Annotated in this window: 15 protein-coding genes and 1 pseudogene; 7 read left to right on the top strand and 9 right to left on the bottom strand. The window is 73.5% G+C overall.

What is annotated here, in order from left to right; all coding sequences use genetic code 11:
* Positions 1-247: 247 nt before the first annotated feature.
* The 7 genes and pseudogenes from ACSMXW_RS18980 to ACSMXW_RS18950 form a co-directional block, all read right to left on the bottom strand.
* Complete coding sequence (locus tag ACSMXW_RS18980) at positions 248-535, bottom strand: DUF1416 domain-containing protein (RefSeq protein WP_485797899.1); 288 nt, start codon at positions 533-535, stop codon at positions 248-250.
* A 184-nt stretch (positions 536-719) separates the two neighbouring features.
* On the bottom strand, positions 720-1,565 hold the full coding sequence (locus ACSMXW_RS18975; RefSeq protein ID WP_485797898.1) for a sulfurtransferase: 846 nt from the start codon (positions 1,563-1,565) through the stop codon (positions 720-722).
* 295 nt (positions 1,566-1,860) lie between these two features.
* Positions 1,861-1,968, bottom strand: coding sequence for a putative leader peptide (locus tag ACSMXW_RS18970; RefSeq protein ID WP_485797897.1), 108 nt, complete (start codon positions 1,966-1,968; stop codon positions 1,861-1,863).
* A 502-nt stretch (positions 1,969-2,470) separates the two neighbouring features.
* A complete protein-coding gene (locus ACSMXW_RS18965) occupies positions 2,471-3,238 on the bottom strand; it encodes an LmeA family phospholipid-binding protein (RefSeq protein WP_485797896.1) in 768 nt (255 codons plus the stop codon).
* Between the two features lie 225 nt (positions 3,239-3,463).
* Positions 3,464-4,339: pseudogene (locus ACSMXW_RS18960) on the bottom strand (hypothetical protein); the annotation flags it as partial.
* 30 nt (positions 4,340-4,369) lie between these two features.
* On the bottom strand, positions 4,370-4,624 hold the full coding sequence (locus tag ACSMXW_RS18955; protein WP_485797895.1) for a MoaD/ThiS family protein: 255 nt from the start codon (positions 4,622-4,624) through the stop codon (positions 4,370-4,372).
* 303 nt (positions 4,625-4,927) lie between these two features.
* Positions 4,928-5,950 carry an alpha/beta hydrolase gene (locus ACSMXW_RS18950; protein WP_485797894.1) on the bottom strand — a complete coding sequence of 341 codons (1,023 nt, stop codon included), beginning with the start codon at positions 5,948-5,950 and terminating at the stop codon, positions 4,928-4,930.
* Positions 5,951-6,157: 207 nt separating this feature from the next.
* Here ACSMXW_RS18950 and ACSMXW_RS18945 point away from each other — a divergent pair, with 207 nt between their 5' ends.
* The 5 genes from ACSMXW_RS18945 (at position 6,158) to ACSMXW_RS18925 (ending at position 12,570) form a co-directional block, all read left to right on the top strand.
* The gene (locus ACSMXW_RS18945) at positions 6,158-6,955 is read left to right on the top strand and encodes a response regulator transcription factor (protein ID WP_485797893.1); all 798 of its coding nucleotides are present in this window, start codon (positions 6,158-6,160) and stop codon (positions 6,953-6,955) included.
* Positions 6,956-7,544: 589 nt separating this feature from the next.
* Entirely contained in the window at positions 7,545-8,579 is a 1,035-nt protein-coding gene (locus tag ACSMXW_RS18940; protein ID WP_485797892.1) for a LacI family DNA-binding transcriptional regulator, read from the top strand.
* Positions 8,580-8,889: 310 nt separating this feature from the next.
* The gene (locus ACSMXW_RS18935; RefSeq protein ID WP_485797891.1) at positions 8,890-9,963 is read left to right on the top strand and encodes a S1C family serine protease; all 1,074 of its coding nucleotides are present in this window, start codon (positions 8,890-8,892) and stop codon (positions 9,961-9,963) included.
* Between the two features lie 268 nt (positions 9,964-10,231).
* Positions 10,232-10,957: a response regulator transcription factor gene (locus ACSMXW_RS18930; RefSeq protein WP_485797890.1), complete on the top strand. Its 726-nt coding sequence runs from the start codon at positions 10,232-10,234 to the stop codon at positions 10,955-10,957.
* Positions 10,958-11,178: 221 nt separating this feature from the next.
* A complete protein-coding gene (locus ACSMXW_RS18925; protein WP_485808148.1) occupies positions 11,179-12,570 on the top strand; it encodes a sensor histidine kinase in 1,392 nt (463 codons plus the stop codon).
* A 347-nt stretch (positions 12,571-12,917) separates the two neighbouring features.
* Here ACSMXW_RS18925 and ACSMXW_RS18920 read toward each other — a convergent pair whose 3' ends face one another.
* Entirely contained in the window at positions 12,918-13,469 is a 552-nt protein-coding gene (locus tag ACSMXW_RS18920) for a TetR family transcriptional regulator (RefSeq protein ID WP_485797889.1), read from the bottom strand.
* A gap of 98 nt (positions 13,470-13,567) precedes the next feature.
* Entirely contained in the window at positions 13,568-15,457 is a 1,890-nt protein-coding gene (locus tag ACSMXW_RS18915; RefSeq protein ID WP_485797888.1) for a bifunctional metallophosphatase/5'-nucleotidase, read from the bottom strand.
* Positions 15,458-15,753: 296 nt separating this feature from the next.
* Here ACSMXW_RS18915 and mshD point away from each other — a divergent pair, with 296 nt between their 5' ends.
* Positions 15,754-16,707, top strand: coding sequence for a mycothiol synthase (gene mshD / locus ACSMXW_RS18910; protein ID WP_485797887.1), 954 nt, complete (start codon positions 15,754-15,756; stop codon positions 16,705-16,707).
* Between the two features lie 340 nt (positions 16,708-17,047).
* Complete coding sequence (locus ACSMXW_RS18905) at positions 17,048-19,417, top strand: RNA degradosome polyphosphate kinase (protein WP_485797886.1); 2,370 nt, start codon at positions 17,048-17,050, stop codon at positions 19,415-19,417.
* Positions 19,418-19,567: the final 150 nt, after the last annotated feature.

The following is a 19,567-nucleotide window of genomic DNA, read 5'->3' as shown; positions in this document are numbered from 1 at the left end:
GCCGGGCGGCGGCATCCATGCCCGTTCCGAGCACCCTTTTCCCGGTACACCGAGACGGTACACCGAGACGACCGGAGGACCGGAGGACCGCCGGGAGAACGCCGCAGGACGGCCGGAGACGGCCGGAGGACCGCCCCGTGCGCCGGTGCGTCCGGCGGCGGGTGCGGCCCTCCGGCCGTCGTGCCGATCCTGCGTCCTGCGGCGCCGGCACTCCGCTCCCGCTCGGTGCCGGCCCTCCGTGCCGCCGTCAGACGGCGATCGCGACCTCCGCGAGGCCGCCCGTCTGCGCGACGACCGTACGGTCCGCGGTCGCGCCCGGTACCAGGGCGCGCACGGTCCACGTGCCTTCGCGGGCGTAGAAGCGGAACTGGCCGGTGGCCGAGGTGGGCACCTCGGCGGTGAACTCGCCGCTGGCGTCCAGCAGCCGCACGTACCCGGTGACGGGCTCACCGTTGCGGGTCACCTGGCCCTGGATGGTGGTCTCACCGGGCTTGATCGTCGAGGCATCGGGTCCGCCGACCTTAGCTCCACACATACGTCAGTCCTTACGGTCGAGAGTGGTGGTGCGGGATGGTGCGAAGTGCCCTGCGCTACTCCGCGTCGAGTCGCGCTGCACTGACTGCCGAGTGCGCTGCACCGACTGCGCGACTGCCGACAGCCGACAGCCGACAGCCGACAGCCGTGCGAACGCCGGACCGCCTACCGGTGGTACGCGCCGCTCACTCGCCGGCGCCGAGCTCGATCGGCACACCCACCAGGGAGCCGTACTCGGTCCAGGAACCGTCGTAGTTCTTGACGTTGTCCACGCCGAGCAGCTCGTGCAGCACGAACCAGGTCAGCGCGGAGCGCTCGCCGATGCGGCAGTAGGCGATGGTGTCCTTGGCGAGGTCGACGTTCTCCTCGGCGTACAGCTCCTTCAGCTCGTCGTCCGACTTGAACGTGCCGTCGTCGTTGGCGTTCTTGGACCACGGGATGTTCCGGGCGCTCGGCACGTGGCCGGGGCGCTGGGACTGCTCCTGCGGCAGGTGGGCCGGGGCGAGCAGCCGGCCGGCGAACTCGTCGGGCGAGCGCACGTCGACCAGGTTCTGCGCGCCGATCGCGGCGACCACGTCGTCGCGGAAGGCGCGGATGGAGGTGTCCTGCGCCTTGGCCTTGTACTCGGTGGCGGGGCGGTTCGGCACCTCGGAGCCGTCGACCAGGTCGCGGGAGTCCAGCTCCCACTTCTTGCGGCCGCCGTCGAGCAGCTTCACGCTGTCGTGGCCGTACAGCTTGAAGTACCAGTAGGCGTACGCGGCGAACCAGTTGTTGTTGCCGCCGTAGAGGACCACGGTGTCGTCGTTGGCGATCCCGCGCTCGGAGAGCAGCTTCTCGAAGCCGGCCTGGTCGACGAAGTCACGGCGGACCGGGTCCTGCAGGTCCTTCTTCCAGTCGATCTTGACGGCGTTCTTGATGTGGTTCTTGTCGTACGCGGCGGTGTCCTCGTCGACCTCGACGATGACCACCTTGGGGTTGTCGAGGTTGGCCTCGACCCAGTCGGCGTCTACCAGGACGTCGCTGCGGCTCATGCTTACTCCTCCGGGGCAGTTGCGGCGGGACTGTGCTGCTTCGAGTGGTGCACGGGGGTGCACCGGGTACTGCGCCGATGCGCCTGGGACGGTGCCCGCCGGCGCGCCGGGCCGTGCATGGGACGGTCACGCGGGGTATCGGGGGATACCCGACGGGTACGGGGCGGGCCGGGGGCCGGACGACGCCGGGTCCCGACGGCCGTGGGCACGCACGCCGTCCTGCTGCGCGCCGTGCCGTGACGGCTTCGGGAGGCGGCGGGCCGCGCGGTGCCCGGATGCCCGCTCGGGCGCCCGCTCAGACTGTGCGACAGAGCATGGCGGCCACACGGCACAGGTCCACTGCCCGCCGTTTTGTCAGGTCCGCCTGCCCCCGGGAGTGGGGACCGCTCAGATAGCACTGCATAAGGGCGATCGTAGGGATCCATCGGCACAGATGTCACCGGTTGCTCAAATCCTGAGACGCGATCGTCCATCATTCGGAATACCCGGGGAGGGGGCCGGTTGCGCCCGGCCGGCGGGCCGCGGGTGCGGCCTTCCGCCGCGTCCCGGGGCGGAGTGCCGGGCCCTGTCTCTTCTACTGTACGGACGGCTCGTCTCGTACTGCGGACGTGGGCGGCACCGGGGGTGCGTGTGGGGCCCGGCGGGGCCCGGCGCGGCCCGGGGCGCCGGGCGGGCGGAGGTCCGGGCTGCCGGGTCGGCCGAGGTCCGGGCTCTCGGGTCGGCGGAGGCCCGGGGGTGTGCGAAGGTCCCGGGTGTCCGGCCGGCGGAGGTCCGGCGTGCGGGTCGGCGAGCCGCCCCCGGGTCGCGGTCCGCCGCGTTCCCGGACGGAGGTCCGCCCTCGCTCGCGGGCCGGGGCCTCCCACGCCCCGGGGCCCCGGGCCCAGGTCCACCCGGTCGGCCGATGCCTACCCCGCGAGGTTGACGTGCGAACCCTTGACGGTGACGTGGACGCCGTCCGGCGCCGCCTGCACCTTGTCGATCTTGATGCCGGCGGGCAGGCCCGTGATCGTCTGCTGGAAGTCGGTGATCTGCCGGACCTGGCCCTCCGGCGTGGGCAGGCCCCCGAACGTGGGCAGCGTGTCCGCGTGCACCTTCACCACGTCACCGTCGACGCTCATGGTGCTCGTGACGGTGATCGGGTCGGGCAGCTTCTTCCCGAGCAGGGTCGCCTCGACGGTGACCTTCAGCTTGCCGTTGCCGCCGTCGGAGAGCCGGATGACCTTGGCACTCGCGCCGGGCGCCACCTCCACGGGCTCGACCCGCGCGGCCTTCAGCAGTTCGGCGTACGAGATACGGGCGGTGCCGGTGGCCGAGTCGGCGGTGGCGGAGGTGTTGCTCAGGGAGAACTCCACGTCCTTCATCCGGGCGTCCAGGTCCTGGATGTGGAGGGTGCCGGGGCCCTTGCCCTCGGTGCTGCCGCCGCCGACGGCGCCGCTCGTGGACGCCGCGTAGTCCTTGATCTTGATCTCGACGTCGTCGAGCTCGCCCGCCGCGACCTGGGTGAGGAACGGGAAGCCGTTGATCGAGACGTCCGGCTGCTCGGAGAGGTTCTCGCTGCTGCGCAGTTCGTCGGCGACCTTGCCCTCGGCGACGTGCACGCCGATCCGGTCGGCGGCCACGAAGAGGCCGCCGAGGACCACCACGACGATCAGAAGTATTCGCAGTCCGCGCATGCCCGGAGTCTCCCCCCGCCTCGGCGGTCGCCCGCCTCACCGCCCGAGGACGTCCCGGGCCCGGACGTGAGCCTAACCCGGCGGGGTGGCGGTACGGGTGTGATGCTGGTGACGCGTGGGGCGGCGGTTCGCGGGGCGGCCTGACGCCCCGGGCCGCCCGGGCCCGGGGCCCGGGCCCGGGGCCCGGGCCCGGGGCCCGGGCCCGACACCCCGGGCCCCCTGGCGTCAGCCCAGAGCCCGGCCCAGCACATAGACCGCCGGAGCCGCCGCGGCCAGCGGCAGGGCGACACCCGCGGTCATATGGACGAAACGGGACGGATAGTCGTACGCGGCCACCCGGTGGCCGATCAGCGCACAGAGCCCCGCACCGAGCCCGAGCAGCACCGCGTCCCGCGTGTCATAGCCGGTGAACGCCGCCGCCCCGTACCCGGCACCCGCCGCCGCGGCGAGCGCCACCAGCACGGAGAGCACGGTCGGCAGCGGCACCGCACGGAGCAGCACCGCCGCGGCCACCGCGATCCCGCCGACCGTGACCGCGTCCCGTTCGGCCGCGAGGTGTCCGGCCGCCGCGATCGCCAGCGCGGCGGAGGCGACCGTCGCCGTCAGCCCGTACATGCGCTCGTCGGCCGCGGCACCGCTGCGGAGCTGGAGCGCGAGGGAGAGCAGCACCCAGACGCCCAGGGTGCCCAGCAGGGCGCCGGGGGCGTGCTCGCGGGCCACGCCCAGCACGGCGCCGTCCGCGGCGAGCGCGCCGAGGAACGCCAGCGCGATGCCCTGCCGGGCGGGCCACATGCCGTTCAGCCGGAACCATCCGGCGGCCGTCACGCCCTGCAGCACGACCAGCGGCGCCAGCAGCACGTACTGGTTCGCCGCCGCGGCACCGGCCAGCAGCAGTCCGAGGACCGCCGTCAGCAGGGCGGGCACGATGCCGGGCTCGATGATCGGCGAACGGCCCTCGGCACGGGCCCGCTGCGCCGCGGTCGGCCGGGCGTGCCCGCGGCCGGCCGGGGCCGGCGCCGGAGCCGGCGCCGGGGAGACCGTGGCGGCGGGCGCCGCGGAGACCTGGGCCGCGGCAGGTGCCGGGCCCGCGAACTCACCGGGCCGGTACGACTGATCGCTCATAAAAGAGAGTCACCCTCCTGCGAACGGCGGAAGCACCTCGACGGTGCCGCCCTCTGCCAGCCGTACCGTCTCATGGCCACGAGTCCCGACGGGATCTCCGTCGACCAGGAACGAGCTGCGTCGCAGCACCCGTACCAGCTCCCCCGGGTGCCGTGAGCGCACCGCCTCCAGCGCCTCCGCCAGAGTCACGGCATCGTACGGCTCCTCGGCGACCCCGGCCGCCGCCTTGGCCGCGGCCCAGTACCGAACGGTCCCGGACGCCATGGGACCCCTCCCTTCTCTTCTCGCTCCTCGCGCCGGCCGCCGGCTCTCGCTGCCGGCCGCCGGCTCGTCGCGTCAGCCGCCGGTTCTCCGCACCGGCCGCCGACCCCGCGGCGCCGTGCCGGGCCATGAACGTGCCCCGGGCGCCGGCCACGCTCCATTCAACCGGGTCGCGTCAAACGGTTGACGACGGGCGGTGATCCGGCGGTCGTCTTCCCGGGCCCGGACGCGATCACCCGGCGCGGTCCGGCCATCCGGGCGCGATCCGGTCGCCGGGCGCGATCCCTTCCGCCGTGGGCGGTCCGGTCACCCGGACGCCGTCAGGTCACCCGGCACGGCCCGTGCCACGGAGGCCAGCGCCCAGCGGGCGATCCGCTCCAGCAGGGCGGTGCCCGCGGCGTGCTCCGCGTGCCCCATCCCCCGTTCCACCCACAGCTCGGCCGCCCCGTCCGACGCGTGGGCCAGCGTCGAGGGGTGGTCCAGCGGGAAGTACGGGTCGCGGTCGCCGTGCACGATCAGCAGCGGTGTAGGCGCGATGAGGGGCACCGCCTCCACCGGGGAGAGCGGAACGGGGTCCCAGTCCCGCGGGTGGATCCGGGTACGGAACCCGTAGCGCCCCACCACCCGCCCCAGCGGCCGCGTCACCATCCAGTGCAGCCGCCGCATGGGCGCCGTTCCGCGGTAGTACCACCGGGCCGGGCCGCTCACCGAGACCGCCGCGTCCGTCCACGCATCCGTGCGCCCCCCGCGCCCCGGCTCGGCGGCCCGCACGACCGGCGGGCCCTCCACGGCGCACGCCTCGGCACGGTGCAGCGCCGCGTGCCGCAGCACCACGGAGCCGCCCATCGAGAAGCCGACGGTGACCACCTTCCGGTAGCCGAGCCGGCGTGCCCAGCCCACCGCGGCCGCCAGGTCGAGCACCTCGCGGTCGCCGACCGTGGAGTGTCCGCCGGAGCGGCCGTGGCCCCGGAACGAGAAGGTGACCACGTCCGCATACTGGGCGAACACCTGGGCGATCCGCCGGACGTGCGGCCGCTCCAGGTCGCCCGTGAAGCCGTGTGCCACCACGATCGCCACGCCGGCCCTGCGGTCGCCGTCCGCGCCCCTCGCCCCCGGGCCGGACGCCACGGACGCCGCGGACGCCGCGGGCCCGGGGGCCACCGCGGCGCCGCCCGCCTCGTACCGGGCATCGATGAGCACGCCGTCGGTGGTGCGCAACAGCGCCCTGCGCACGGTACGGCGCACGGTGCGCGGAGCGGGCGCCGTACCGCGCGGCGCGGGAGCCTGCGCGCCGTCGCGCACCGTTCGATCTGCCCGACCTGGATTCATGTGAGCTATTCTGCTGGCAGGAGGATCCGGGCAGTGACGCCCCCGGGTCCTTTTGTGCTTTTTGCGCCTTACGCAAGCCGCAGAGGTACCCCCAACGCACAGGGACCGAGGAGGAACCGACGTAATGGGCGAGCGAACCACACAAGGCGGCCCGACAACCGAGGGCGCATGCCGCGCCCTCGACGCAGCGCGGGAAGGCGGGGCGCGATGAGCTCTCTGCTGCTGCTGACCAACGCCCTCCAGCCGTCGACCGAGGTGCTCCCCGCCCTCGGCCTGCTGCTGCACCATGTCCGGGTGGCCCCCGCGGAGGGCCCCGCGCTCGTCGACACTCCCGGCGCCGACGTCATCCTCGTGGACGGCCGGCGCGACCTCCCGCAGGTGCGCAGCCTCTGCCAGCTGCTGCGCTCCACGGGACCCGGCTGTCCGCTGGTCCTCGTCGTGACGGAGGGCGGGCTCGCGGCCGTCACCGCCGACTGGGGCATCGACGACGTCCTGCTCGACACCGCGGGCCCCGCGGAGGTCGAAGCGCGGCTGCGGCTGGCCATGGGCCGCCAGCAGATCGTGAGCGACGACTCCCCGATGGAGATCCGCAACGGCGACCTCTCCGTGGACGAGGCGACCTACAGCGCCAAGCTGAAGGGCCGGGTGCTGGACCTGACGTTCAAGGAGTTCGAGCTGCTGAAGTACCTGGCGCAGCACCCGGGCCGGGTCTTCACGCGCGCCCAGCTCCTCCAGGAGGTCTGGGGCTACGACTACTTCGGCGGCACCCGGACCGTGGACGTGCACGTGCGGCGCCTGCGGGCGAAGCTCGGTCCCGAGCACGAGTCCCTGATCGGGACCGTTCGGAATGTGGGGTACCGGTTCGTGGTGCCGGAGAAGGGTGAGCGAGAGCGGGAGCGTGAGCGGTCTGCGGGCGCTCAGGACTCCGCGGAGGCCGCGCCTGCGGCCGCGCCCGCGGCTGCGGCCGCCGAGGAGCGGGCGGCGGTACGCACCACCAAGCACTGACGCCCGCGGCGGCACGCGCCGCGCAGGGCCACCGCCCCTCCCGGTCTCGTCGTCGGCTGCCGGCCGGTGGGGGCTGGTCGCGCAGTTCCCCGCGCCCCTGAGGGAGTGCCCCTTGCTGCATCGTCGTCGAGTACCGACCGGCGGGGGTTGCTAGCGCAGTTCCCCGCGCCCCTCGATCCCCGGGGCCGGTGCCGCCACTCATCCTGCGGCCAGGACACCCCACCGGGGGCGCGGCACCCCGATCAGGGGCGTAGGGGACCACGCATCAACCCCAACCGACCGGCACCCGGCAACGAACCGCAAGGGGCAGCCTGATCAGGGGCGCGGGGAACTGCGCGACCTGCCCCCACCGACCGGCACCCGGCAACGAGACCCGAAGGGGCAGACGCCACCAGGGGCGCGGGGAACTGCGCAGACAAGGGGGGGCGGGGAGCTGCGCGAACGGGGCCCGGCGGGGAGCCGAGGGCTGCCGCGTTGGACGGTGCGCGGGGTACCGGAAGCGGCCGCTCCGGAGAGCCCGTCGGCACCCCGCCGACGGGCGAACCGCACCTGGGCACACCCCCCGGTTCCATCCGCGTAGACTTCGCGCGTGGCCAAGGTGACGCGGGACGACGTGGCGCGACTGGCGGGTACTTCGACCGCGGTCGTGAGTTACGTGATCAACAACGGACCCCGGCCGGTCGCCCCGGCCACCCGCGAGCGCGTGCTCGCCGCGATCAAGGAGCTGGGCTACCGCCCCGACCGCGTCGCCCAGGCCATGGCGTCCAGAAGGACCGACCTCATAGGCATGATCGTGCCGGACGCCCGCCAGCCGTTCTTCGCGGAGATGGCCCACGCGGTCGAACAGGCCGCCGCCGAGCGCGGAAAGATGGTGCTGGTCGGCAACTCCGACTACCTCGACGAGCGCGAGGTGCACTACCTCCGCGCCTTCCTGGGGATGCGCGTCTCCGGCCTGATCCTGGTCAGCCAGGGCCCGAGCGAGACCGCGGCGGTGGAGATCGACGCCTGGGACGCGCGCGTGGTGCTGCTGCACCGCCGCCCGGAGGCGATCGAGGACGTCGCCGTGGTCACCGACGACATCGGCGGCGCCCAGCTCGCCACCCGCCACCTCCTGGAGCGGCACGGCCACCCGTACGTCGCCTGCCTCGGCGGCATCGAGACGACGCCCGCGGTCGGCGACCCGGTGGCCGACCACGTCACCGGCTGGCGCCGGGCGATGGAGGAGGCCGGCCGCCCCACCGAGGGCCGCCTCTTCCAGGCCCCGTACAACCGCTACGACGCCTACCAGGTCGCGCTCGCCCTGCTGGCGGGACCGAACCGCCCGCCCGCGATCGTCTGCGCCACCGACGACCAGGCCATCGGGGTGCTGCGGGCGGCCCGCGAGCTGCGCATCGACGTGCCGGGCGAGCTGGCCGTCGCCGGCTTCGACGACGTGAAGGAGGCGGGGCTCACCGACCCGCCGCTGACCACGGTCGCGTCGGACCGGCCCGCGATGGCCCGGGCGGCGGTGGACCTCGTCCTGGACGACGGCCTGCGCGTGGCCGGCTCCCGCCGCGAACGCCTGAAGCTCTTCCCGTCCCGCCTGGTCATCCGCCGTTCCTGTGGCTGCCCCCGCGAAAGCTGAGCCCCACCCGCCTTCCGGCTCACCCGTGGTCGCGCGAGCCCCGCTCTCGTCCCCGGCCACCACATCCCCGTGGCTGATGCCGCCACTCATCCCGCGGCCACGGCACCCCACCGGCCGGCACCCGACAACGAAACAACAAGAGGCACCCTCAGGGGCGCGGGGAACCGCGCGACCAGCCCCCACCTCCCAGCACCCGCAAACGAGACCGCAAGCCACACCAGGCACTCTTTATATCGGGCATACGAGGTTCTGTCGGACTTCTCAGATCGTCCTCACCGTCCTCTCATGATCCCGACAGAGTCTGAAAGACATGACCGAGAGCTTCCGCCGCAGTGGCGAGTACCCCGACGACACGCAGGCCCCGTACCAGCAGTCCGGGTACGCGGGCCCCGCCCAGCAGCACACGTTCTCGTACGAGTCCGGGGGCGGCGCCTACCCCCCGGCACCCGGATACGAGCCGACCGCCGGCAGCTACCCCGTGCAGCCCGTGCGGCGCCGCACCAGACTTCCCGTCGCACTGCTCGCGGCCCTGGCACTGGCGGCGGGCGGAGTCGGCGGCGGGCTCGCCTACGCCGTGGGGGCGGCATCCGGCCACCACGACACCGCGCAGGCCGCGGTGGCCGGCACCCCCGTCGCCGCGAACAGCAGGGGGACCGTCGCCGGCGTGGCCGCCGCGGTCAGCCCGAGCATCGTCGAGGTGATCGCCGACGTGCCGGGCGGCCAGTCCACCGGCTCCGGCGTGATCATCACGGGTGACGGCCAGGTGGTCACCAACAACCACGTCGTGTCAGGCGCCTCGCAGGTCACGGTGAAGACCAGCAACGGCAAGTCGTACGCGGCACAGGTCACCGGCACCGACCCGAAGAAGGACCTGGCGCTGCTCAGGCTGACGGGCGCATCCGGCCTGAAGGCCGCCACCCTCGGCGACTCCGCCGGCCTCAGGGTCGGCGACCAGGTCGTCGCCATAGGCTCCCCCGAGGGCCTGGCCGGCACGGTGACCAGCGGTATCGTCTCGGCTCTCAACCGCGACGTGACCGTGCCCGTGCAGGACCCGCAGCAGGGGCAGGACGCCCCCTGGCAGCAGGGCGGCGGCGGCAGCTGGCCGTTCGAGTTCGGCGGGCAGCAGTTCAACGGCGACACGGGCTCGTCCAAGACCACCTACAAGGCGATCCAGACCGATGCGTCGCTCAATCCGGGCAACTCGGGCGGTGCGCTGATCAATATGGCCGGGCAGGTCATCGGGATCAACTCCGCGATGTTCTCGCCGTCCTCGGCGGACAGCGCGTCGTCGTCCGACGCGGGCAGCGTGGGGCTCGGCTTCGCCATCCCGATCAACACCGTCAAGTCCGACCTCGGCCAGCTGAGGAGCGGAGCGGACGGCTGAGCCGCCGCCGTGACCGCAGGGGCCGGCCCGCACGGGCCGGCCCCACCGCGCGCCGCGCCGGGCCCCGCGGTGGGCGAAGGCCCAGCGGGCCCCTTCCCGGCGGCCCCACCGTGAGCCGTGCGATACCGCCGTGGCGTGCGAGGCTGTCATCCTCGAACCAGCGGCACCACGCACCTGCGCACCTGCGCACCCCGTACGCGCACCACACCTCACGCGTCACATGACGCCCGCACCCGACCGAGAAACCCAAGGACCGAGGAATCCACCCATGAGCCCCGCCGACGGCGAACCGCAGCGCATCCTGATCGTCGACGACGAGCCCGCCGTCCGGGAGGCGCTGCAGCGCAGCCTCGCATTCGAGCGGTACGGCACCGAGGTCGCCACCGACGGCGCCGAGGCGCTCGACAAGGCGGCGGCCTACCGCCCCGACCTCATCGTGCTGGACATCCAGATGCCCCGCATGGACGGCCTCACCGCGGCCCGCCGCCTGCGGTCCTCCGGCAGCACCGTGCCGATCCTGATGCTCACCGCCCGCGACACCGTCGGCGACCGCGTCACCGGCCTCGACGCCGGCGCGGACGACTACCTCGTCAAGCCCTTCGAGCTCGACGAGCTGTTCGCCCGGATCAGGGCCCTGCTGCGGCGCAGCTCCTACGCGGCCGCCACGGGCCGGGCCGACGAGGGCGACGTGCTGTCCTTCGCCGACCTCCGCATGGACCTGGCCACCCGCGAGGTGACCCGGGGCAGCCGCCGGGTGGAGCTGACCCGCACGGAGTTCACGCTGCTGGAGATGTTCCTCGCCCACCCGCGCCAGGTGCTCACCCGGGAGCAGATCCTCAAGGCCGTCTGGGGCTTCGACTTCGAGCCGTCGTCGAACTCCCTCGACGTCTACGTGATGTACCTGCGCCGCAAGACCGAGGCGGCCGGCGAGCCCCGCCTGGTGCACACGGTGCGTGGAGTCGGGTACGTGCTCCGCTCGGGCGGCGCGGAGTGAGCGCTGCACAGCCGGGGGCATGGCAGGGCGGCGGCAGCGGCGACCCCGGTGACAGCAGTGGCCCCGAGGGCCCCGGCGGCGCTGGCGGCCCCGGGGACCCCGGGGACCCCGGGGACCCCGGGGACCCCGGGGACCCCGGGGGCCCCGGCGGCCCCGCTGGCCCCGCCGGCGCCACCGATGCCGAGCCGGACCGGCCCCGGGGCCCGCGCGGCTTCCGTGCCCTGCCGCTCCGGTCCCGTCTCGCCCTGCTCGTCGCCGCGGCCGTGGCGATCGCGGTGGCGGCGGCCGCGGTGTCCTGCTGGCTGCTCACCCGCACCCAGCTCCGGGACGAGCTGGACAACACCCTCCAGAACACCACCGTCGGCAGCGAGTACGCGGCACGGCTCCTCACCGACTGCCGCAGTTCCTCGCAGGTCGGCCCCAACAACCCGCCCGCGTTCGCCTTCATCCAGCTGGTGGGGGCGGACGGTTCGCGGTGTGTCGCGCCCGGCTCCCAGGCGGTGCCCGTGCAGGCCTCCGACCAGGAGGTGGCGCTCGGCGTCCGGAACAGCTCGCTGCACGACGCCACGACCGTCGACGGCCAGCAGGTCCGCGTCTACACCCAGCGCATCCGCACCGACGGCGCGGGCGTGCTCACCGTCTCCGCCTCCCGCCCGCTGGACGAGATCGACAAGGCCCTGAACCGGATGGCGCTCCTGCTCGCCGCCGTCGCCGGGATCGGTGTCGTCGGCGCGGGCGCGGCCGGGCTGTGGATCGCCCGCGCCGGACTGACCCCCGTCGACGAGCTGACCGGCGCCGTCGAGCACGTCGCACGCACCGAGGACCTGACGGTGCGGATCCCGGTCGACGGCGAGGACGAGATCGCGCGGCTTTCGCGGTCGTTCAACTCGATGACGGCCGCGCTCGCCTCCTCCCGCGACCGGCAGGCGCAGCTCATCGCGGACGCCGGTCACGAACTGCGCACCCCGCTCACCTCGCTGCGCACCAATATCGACCTGCTGGTGCGCAGCGAGGAGACCGGCCGGGCCATCCCGCCGGAGGACCGCAGGGCGCTGCTGGCCTCGGTCCGGGCGCAGATGACCGAGCTGGCGGCGCTGATCGGCGACCTCCAGGAGCTGGCACGCCCCGACACCGGACAGCACACCGACAAGGTGCGGGTGCTCGCGCTGCACGACCTCGTCGAGACGGCGCTCGGCCGGGCCCGGCTGCGCGGCCCCGAGCTGACGATCACCGCCGACCTGGCGCCCTGGTACGTACGCGCGGAGCCGGCCGCCCTTGAGCGCGCCATCGTCAACGTCCTCGACAACGCGGTCAAGTTCAGCCCGCCGGGGGGCACCATCGAGGTGGCCCTGCGCGGCGGCGAACTGACCGTCCGCGACCACGGTCCCGGTGTCCCGCCGGAGGACCTCCCCCATGTCTTCGAACGCTTCTGGCGCTCGCCCTCCGCCCGCAGCCTGCCCGGCTCGGGGCTCGGCCTGTCGATCGTGGCACGCGCGGTCCAGCAGAGCGGGGGCGACGTGAGCCTGCGCCCGGCGCCCGGCGGCGGCACGGTGGCCACCATCCGCCTCCCGGGCGCGGCCACCCCGCCACCCCGGCCCCCCGACCTCGCGTAGGCCCCCGCCCCCGGGCCGGTCCCGGCACGACGCCCCCTTCGGGGGCCGTCAGGCCCGGTCGTGGCCAGGAGATCGTGCTGGCCGGTTCGGCACCCCACTGCGGCATCGTCGCCGCCGCCCGGTGGCCCGTCACGCGTGCGGTCCCCGCGCCCCTGAGAGGGACGCTCGAACGTTCACCCTCAACCGACAGGGCCGCGGGGAACCGCGTGAAACGGCCGGCGAACCGCGTGAAACGGCCGGCGACCGAGAGCCGAGGAGACCGACCCACCACCCCACATATGAAGGGGCGCGTGGACCTGCGCACAAGGGCACCGGGAACCGCACGCCGAAGGCCGCAGCGGACCCGCTCAGCCCGCCGTGCGCGCCGCCAGCGCCCGGAGCCCCTCGGCGATCTCCCGCCCATCGGGCGCATGCTCCGGATCCGCGAGCCACTGCACCAGAACCCCGGCGAGCAGAGCCATCTGCACGGTACCGACGGTACGCACCTCACGCACCGGCACCTCCGCGTGCCGCACCCCGGCGAGTTGCGCCGCCAGCGCACGGCGGGCCGCGCCCTGCCCCACCGCCAGCCCCCGCAGCAACTCGGGCGAGCGCTGCGCCTGCACCAGCGCCTCCAGGGTCGCCGTCCACAACCAGCGGTGGGCCCGGAACGACGCGGTGGTGCGCGTCCACAGGTCCTCGTAGTCGTCCCCGGCCGCGCCGCCCGTCTCCGCGCCGCGCTCCCTCATCGCCGCGAACAACGCCTCGTGCAGCAGCTCCTCCCGGGAGCCGAAGTGCTCGCCGACGGCGGCCTCGGGAAGCCGGGCGGCCGAGGCGATGTCCCGGGCGGTGCTGCCGGCGTACCCCTTCTCCTCCAGGCAGCGCCTGGCCGCGGCCAGCAGGGCTTCACGGTTTCCCATGCCCGGATCGTACGCACCGGTCCGCGCCGCCCCGCGCAGGCGGAGCCCGACCCGCCGTCCCGGCCGGGGCGCCCCGGACCGGCCCCGCCGTGCCGCCGCTACCGCACCACCGTGATCCGCTCCGCCTTCGGCGGCGCGAGCGGTGCGTCCGCCGACGAATGCGCCGTCAGATAGCCGCTGAAGGCCGCCAGGTCGTCGCCGCCCACCAGCGGATCCGTGCCCTTGGCCAGCTCCGGGAAGCCGTCGCCGCCGCCCGCGAGGAAGTTGTTCATCGCGACCCGGTAGGTGGCGGCCGGGTCGATCGGCTCACCGTTCAGACGGATGGAACCGGCGACGACGCGGTCCGCGCCGGACTTGGTCATGTCCAGCGTGTACGTGAGGCCGTCGGATATCTGGAGGATCTTCGGGGCGGCCTCGTTGGCGCCGCTGACCTGCTGCCGGAGGACCGTGACGAGCTGGGCTCCGGTGAGGTCGGCGAGATTGACGGTGTTGCTGAAGGGCTGGACCGTGAACGCCTCCCCGTAGGTCACCACGCCGTCGCCCTCGCCGCCGCTCGCCGCGTACGTCAGGTCGGCGCGGATGCCGCCCGGGTTCATCAGGGCGAGGTCGGTGCCCGGGTCGAGCGACCTGCCGTACTCGAGCTGGGCGTCGGCTATGACGTCGCCGAGCGGCTCCTCGGGCGCGTCGCTCTGGCCTATGTCGGCGGAGACGTAGCCGACGGGGCGGTTCGCCACGGGCGCCGCCAGCTTGTTCCAGCGGGCGATGAGGGCCGTCATGTCGGCGGCCTTGGGCTGATCGCGGGTGACGACGTGGTTCGCCGACGCGACGCTCGTGCGCACGATGTCCTGGGTGCGGCGGTCGTAGGTCAGGGTGGTGTCCGTGTACAGCCGGCCGAAGGACGACGCGGACGTCACCATGCGCGGCTTGCCGGACGGGTCCGGGACGGTGCACACGTACGCCTGGTGGGTGTGGCCGGTGACCAGCGCGTCGACCTTGGGCGAGATGCCCTTGGCGATGTCCACGATGGGACCGGATATGCCGTCGCCGGCGCCCGGGGAGTCGCAGTCGTAGTCGTAGGACTGCGAGGCGGGCAGGCCGCCCTCGTGGATGAGCGCGACGATCGACTTCACGCCCTGCCGGTCCAGCTCCTCGGCGTACTTGTTGACCGTCTCCACCTCGTCGTGGAACGCCAGGCCCCTGACGCCCTCCGCGGAGACGATGTCCGGGGTACCCTCCAGCGTCACGCCGATGAAGCCGATCCTGACGCCCCGGTGCTTCCAGACCCAGTACGGCTCAAGGATGGGCTTGCCGGTCTTCTCGTCGGTGACGTTGGCCGCGAGGTAGGGGAAGTCGGCGCCCTCGAAGGTCCTGCCCTGCTCGGAGCAGCCGTCCTCGGGGTGGCAGCCGCCGTTCTGCATGCGGGCCAGCTCGGTGGCTCCCTCGTCGAACTCGTGGTTGCCGACGCTGGTGACGTCGAGGCCCAGTCCGTTCATCGCCTCGATGGTGGGCTCGTCGTGGAAGAGGCCGGACAGCAGGGGGCTGGCGCCGATCAGATCGCCCGCGGCGGCCGTGACGCTGTACGGGTGGCCCTCACGGGCCCTGCGCAGCGAGCTCGCCAGGTACTCCACGCCGCCCGCCGCCACCTGCTTCGTGGTGCCGTCGGGCTCGGTCTCCGCGATCCGGCCCGAGGAACCGGTGGGGGGTTCGAGATTGCCGTGGAAGTCGTTGAACGACAGCAGTTGCACGTCGACCGTCCGGGACGGGGCGTGACCGCCGTGACCACCGTGCCCGTACCCTCCAGGGCCTTCCTGCGCTTGGCCTGAATGCGCTCCGTGGCCGCCGCGGCCCGCCGGTCCCGTCGCGGCGCCCGCGGGGAGCGCCGCGATCAGCGCGCCGGCCGTGGCGAGGCCGGCGACAGCCGTGAGGACGCGCTGCGCGCGGCGCCCGGACCGCCGCCGCTGCCGCCGCTGATGAGCTGTGGCTGACACATTCCCCCCTGTGAGTCCCGGGGCCTGCGCCCCGAGGCCGCGCACCGCCCGGCCCGATTCTCCGTTCGGATCGCAGCTTATGGTCAACGCGCGTAGCAGCACAGGGGGTTGTGGATAACCGACGGGTAACCCTCCATGCCGTTCACTCTTTTGCCTGGCCCGCCAACCGCGCCGTTTGACCGCGCGGCCGGCGGTGAAGCGGCGCCGCCCGGCGGGAACAGCGGTGCCCGGGACCGGGAAAGGACACCGGACCCGTACCGCCGCACGCCGGGGGCCGTGACCGTACCCTCGTACTCATGACCAGCGATTCCGGCTCCCTCTCCCTCCGCCGTATCGAGATCGTGGACGAGATCGCCGCCGAGCAGGCCGATGCCGTGCTCGACCTGATCGCCGAGGCCGCACGGAACGACGGCCAGCCGGCGGTGTCCGAGCAGGGGCGGCTCCGGCTGCGCGGCGGGCCGCGCGAAGGCGTGCGGCACCTGCTGCTCACCGTGGGCGACGACCTGCTGGGCTACGCCCAGGTGGAGGAGACCGACCCTGTCGAGGCGCCCGCCGCCGAGCTGGTGGTGCGCCCCGCGTACCGCGGCCGCGGGCACGGCAGGGCGCTCGGTTCCGCGCTGCTCGCGGAGACCGGCAAGCGGCTGCGCGTCTGGGCGCACGGCGGGCACTCCGCGGCCCGGCACCTCGCCCAGGTCCTCGGGCTCACCCTGTTCCGCGAACTGCGCCAGATGCGCCGCCCGTTGGGCACCCTCGACCTCCCCGACCCCGTCCTTCCCCCGGACGTGCGGGTGCGCACCTTCGTGCCGGGCAAGGACGACGCCGGCTGGCTCGCCGTGAACGCCGCGGCCTTCGCGCACCACCCCGAGCAGGGCGCCCTCACCCAGCGCGACCTGGACGACCGCAAGGCGGAGCCGTGGTTCGACCCCGAGGGTTTCTTCCTCGCCGAGCGGGTGACCGGCGGTGAGGGCGCGCGGGACGACGCCGGCGGCCGGATCATCGGCTTCCACTGGACGAAGGTGCACGCCGAGGAGCAACTGGGCGAGGTCTACGTGCTCGGGGTACTGCCCGAGGCCCAGGGCAGCGGCCTCGGCAGAGCCCTCACCACCATCGGCCTGCGCCACCTCGCCGCCGCCGGCCTGCCGACCGCCATGCTCTACGTCGACGCCGACAACACCGCCGCCGTGCGCGTCTACGAGCGCCTGGGCTTCACCACGTACGAGACGGACCTGATGTACCGCACGGAGACGTAGGCGGCCGCGGCCCGGCGGGCGCACCCCGTGCGGCACGGCGGCGGGCGCACACCGTGCAGCACGGCGGCGGGCGCGCCCCGTACGCACATCGGCTGGACGCGCCCCCGTACGGCACATCGGCGAGCGCGCTCCCGTACGGCACGGGACGGCGGTAATCCGCACATCACCCCACTCGTACACGACGTCCACCCACCCGGGCGGAAGAGGCCGTGACGGAGCAATGCCGCCGTCGGCGGGATGCCACCGGGCATACATATGGATGCCCGGGAGTCGCGCCACGATGTCCTGCACGTCACATCGCCGTAACCAACGATTCAGACAGGCTTGCGACGCTCACGGAATGCAGCCTGCTGTGCCCGACCTGCCACCCGACGGGACGTCCCGCCTCGCAGCCGCGCGGTCCGACGCGCTCGGGCGCCGCGCTGCGCGGAAGAATGGGTCTATGAAGCAGTCCGACGCCCAGGCACAGGCCCCGGTCCAGCACCCGCAGCCCTCCGTCGGCTCCCTCGCCGCACACCGTCCGCACACGGTGAATCCGTCCAGTTCCGGCCTGGAACCCGATCTCGACGCCGACCTCGACGTCTACCACGAGGAGACCCCGGAGAGCACCGAGCTGCCCCCGGGCCGCTTCCTCGACCGCGAGCGCAGTTGGCTCGCGTTCAACGAACGCGTCCTGGAGCTGGCCGAGGACCCGAACACGCCCCTCCTGGAGCGCGCCAACTTCCTGGCGATCTTCGCGAGCAACCTGGACGAGTTCTTCATGGTCCGGGTGGCGGGCCTCAAGCGCCGCATCGCCACCGGCGTGGCCACCCGCTCCGCCTCCGGGCTGCAACCCCGCGAGGTGCTGGAGATGATCTGGGCACGCGCGCGTGAGCTGATGGCCAGGCACGCGGCGTGCTTCCAGGAGGACGTCTCCCCCGCCCTCGCCGACCAGGGCATCCACCTGGTCCGCTGGGCCGAGCTCACGGAGAAGGAGCAGGCCGGGCTCTTCACGCTCTTCCGGAACAAGATCTTCCCGGTCCTCACCCCGCTGGCCGTCGACCCCGCGCACCCCTTCCCGTACATCTCCGGGCTCTCGCTGAACCTGGCGGTCGTGGTGCGCAACCCGGTCAGCGGGCACCGGCACTTCGCGCGCGTGAAGGTGCCGCCGCTGCTCTCCCGCTTCCTGGAGGCGTCGCCGCAGCGGTACGTCCCCGTGGAGGACGTGATAGCGGCGCACCTGGAGGAGCTGTTCCCCGGCATGGAGGTGCTGGAGCACCACATGTTCCGGCTGACCAGGAACGAGGACCTGGAGGTCGAGGAGGACGACGCGGAGAACCTCCTCCAGGCGCTGGAGAAGGAGCTGATGCGGCGCCGCTTCGGGCCGCCGGTCCGCCTGGAGGTGGAGGAGACCATCGACCGGTACGTCCTCGACCTGCTGGTCCGCGAGCTGAAGATCAGCGAGGCGGAGGTCTACCCGCTGCCGGGCCCGCTCGACCTCACCGGCCTCTTCGGCATCGCCTCGCTGGACCGGCCCGAGCTGAAGTACCCCAAGTTCGTGGCCGGCACCCACCGTGACCTGGCCGAGGTCGAGTCCGCGTCGGCGCCCGACATCTTCGCAGCGCTTCGCGAGCGCGACGTCCTGCTGCACCACCCGTACGACTCGTTCTCCACCTCCGTGCAGGCGTTCCTGGAGCAGGCCGCCGCCGATCCCGACGTCCTCGCGATCAAGCAGACCCTGTACCGCACGTCGGGCGACTCGCCCATCGTGGACGCCCTCATAGACGCGGCCGAGTCCGGCAAGCAGGTGCTGGTGCTGGTGGAGCTGAAGGCCCGCTTCGACGAGGTCGCCAACATCAAGTGGGCGCGGAAGCTGGAGGAGGCCGGCTGCCATGTGGTGTACGGCCTGGTCGGGCTGAAGACGCACTGCAAGCTGTCGCTGGTGGTCCGCCAGGAGGGCGAGACGCTGCGCCGCTACTCGCACGTGGGGACCGGCAACTACCACCCGAAGACCGCCCGGCTGTACGAGGACCTCGGCCTGCTCACCGCGGACGCCCAGGTCGGCGCCGACCTGTCCGACCTCTTCAACCGCCTCTCGGGGTACTCCCGCCGGGAGACGTACCGGCGGCTGCTGGTGGCCCCGAAGTCGCTGCGGGACGGGCTGATCTCGCGGATCGACAAGGAGGCCCAGCACCACCGCTCGGGCCGGCCGGCCTCCGTCCGCATCAAGGTCAACTCCATGGTGGACGAGGCGGTCGTCGACGCCCTGTACCGCGCCTCGCAGGCGGGTGTGCCGGTGGACATCTGGGTGCGCGGGATATGCGCGGTGCGGCCCGGCGTGCCGGGGCTCTCCGAGAACATCCGGGTCCGCTCGGTGCTCGGCCGCTTCCTCGAGCACTCCCGGATCTTCTCGTTCGGAAACGGCGGAGAGCCGGAGGTGTGGATCGGCAGCGCCGACATGATGCACCGCAATCTGGACCGCAGGATCGAGGCACTCGTCAGGGTCACCGACCCGGCCCACCGGGCGACCCTCAACCGCCTGATGGACCTGGGCATGAGCGAGAACACCGCCTCCTGGCACCTGGGCCCGGACGGCACCTGGACCCGCCACGCCACCACGGCGGACGCCCCCGGCGACCCCGAGGACGCAGAGGCGGCCGCCCGTCCCCTGCGCAACGTCCAGGAGATGCTCATAGACGCCCGGAGGCGCCGGCGTGGCACAGCACCATGATCGTTCAGGGGGCGGTACGGGAACGCGGGACACGCAGGAGCAGACGGCGTACCGCCCGGGCGGCGGGTACGCGAGCGGTGAAGGGACGCGGGGCCCGGTCGGGGCCCCGGCGGCAGACGGAGCACGGGGCACGGCCGGGCCGCCGGCGGT

The organism is Streptomyces sp. DSM 116793 (genome assembly GCF_057320905.1).
This window is presented reverse-complemented; position numbering and strand designations above follow the sequence as displayed.

Bases quoted from the DNA above. Each gene is read 5' to 3' on its own strand.
- ACSMXW_RS18980 (WP_485797899.1), bottom strand. From the start codon at position 535: ATGTGTGGAGCTAAGGTCGGCGGACCCGATGCCTCGACGATCAAGCCC.
- ACSMXW_RS18975 (WP_485797898.1), bottom strand. From the start codon at position 1,565: ATGAGCCGCAGCGACGTCCTGGTAGACGCCGACTGGGTCGAGGCCAAC.
- ACSMXW_RS18970 (WP_485797897.1), bottom strand. From the start codon at position 1,968: ATGCAGTGCTATCTGAGCGGTCCCCACTCCCGGGGGCAGGCGGACCTG.
- ACSMXW_RS18965 (WP_485797896.1), bottom strand. From the start codon at position 3,238: ATGCGCGGACTGCGAATACTTCTGATCGTCGTGGTGGTCCTCGGCGGC.
- ACSMXW_RS18955 (WP_485797895.1), bottom strand. From the start codon at position 4,624: ATGGCGTCCGGGACCGTTCGGTACTGGGCCGCGGCCAAGGCGGCGGCC.
- ACSMXW_RS18950 (WP_485797894.1), bottom strand. From the start codon at position 5,950: ATGAATCCAGGTCGGGCAGATCGAACGGTGCGCGACGGCGCGCAGGCT.
- ACSMXW_RS18945 (WP_485797893.1), top strand. From the start codon at position 6,158: ATGAGCTCTCTGCTGCTGCTGACCAACGCCCTCCAGCCGTCGACCGAG.
- ACSMXW_RS18935 (WP_485797891.1), top strand. From the start codon at position 8,890: ATGACCGAGAGCTTCCGCCGCAGTGGCGAGTACCCCGACGACACGCAG.
- ACSMXW_RS18930 (WP_485797890.1), top strand. From the start codon at position 10,232: ATGAGCCCCGCCGACGGCGAACCGCAGCGCATCCTGATCGTCGACGAC.
- ACSMXW_RS18920 (WP_485797889.1), bottom strand. From the start codon at position 13,469: ATGGGAAACCGTGAAGCCCTGCTGGCCGCGGCCAGGCGCTGCCTGGAG.
- mshD (WP_485797887.1), top strand. From the start codon at position 15,754: ATGACCAGCGATTCCGGCTCCCTCTCCCTCCGCCGTATCGAGATCGTG.
- ACSMXW_RS18905 (WP_485797886.1), top strand. From the start codon at position 17,048: ATGCAGCCTGCTGTGCCCGACCTGCCACCCGACGGGACGTCCCGCCTC.